The sequence below is a fragment of the Lysinibacillus sp. 10T31 genome, assembly GCF_056394365.1.
Genome location: NZ_JBFTHS010000154.1, coordinates 1 through 638 on the forward strand (window position 1 = coordinate 1; position 638 = coordinate 638).

The following is a 638-nucleotide window of genomic DNA, read 5'->3' on the forward strand; positions in this document are numbered from 1 at the left end:
GTACTCGGCGTAAGCCCAGTCAATCACCGCATCCGCGACGAAGGTCTGGACGTCACGGCGCTTGAAGCGCTCCGGCATTTCCTGCCCCTGCCCTATGGCGAACTCGGCCAGCTCCAGCCCGTCTTCGAACTGCTCGGTGTCGAACAGCCAGACCATCACCTGCACCCGGACGCGGTTCGGCATGACCAGGCCCGATTCCATATAGCGCTGGATGAAGTCCTGGTACTTGGGCAGTAGTTCCTCACGCTTCAGTGCCTGGCGACCGGCCAGCCCCTTGATCGCGCTCAGGCGTTCCAAGTCTTGATCCAGGGCCGCTTCCTGCAGCAGCAGATGTTTGCGGGCATTGGCCGGACTGCTCAGCGCTTCCGCCGGGGAGTACGTCACCGGTGCCGCTGCAGCAGCGGCTAAGGCGGCGCCCCCCAGGGCCTGCATGCGGCGCTTGTGCGCAAGCGCCAGGCTCACTTCACCAGCTCCACGTTTTCGGTCATCGCGAACTTCTCCAGCTGCTCGATCACATAGCCCTCGTTGCGGCTGTTGTAATCCTCGACGCGGGAGCGTTTCGAGTTGTCCACGGTCTGCTTACGCCAGCTGGAATCCTGGAAGTAGATCGACAAGTTGTCCCAACTGGTGACCACCAC

The 638-nt window shown here is 62.5% G+C and carries 2 protein-coding genes; both read right to left on the bottom strand.

Annotated elements, in window-relative coordinates; genetic code table 11:
- The coding region (gene gpM, locus AC1DCY_RS27320) for a phage terminase small subunit (RefSeq protein ID WP_477355830.1) at positions 1–462 on the bottom strand (462 nt) is incomplete at its 3' end.
- A partial coding sequence (locus tag AC1DCY_RS27325; RefSeq protein ID WP_477355833.1) for a P2 family phage major capsid protein occupies positions 459–638 on the bottom strand: 180 nt, incomplete at its 5' end. The genes AC1DCY_RS27325 and gpM, both read right to left, overlap by 4 nt.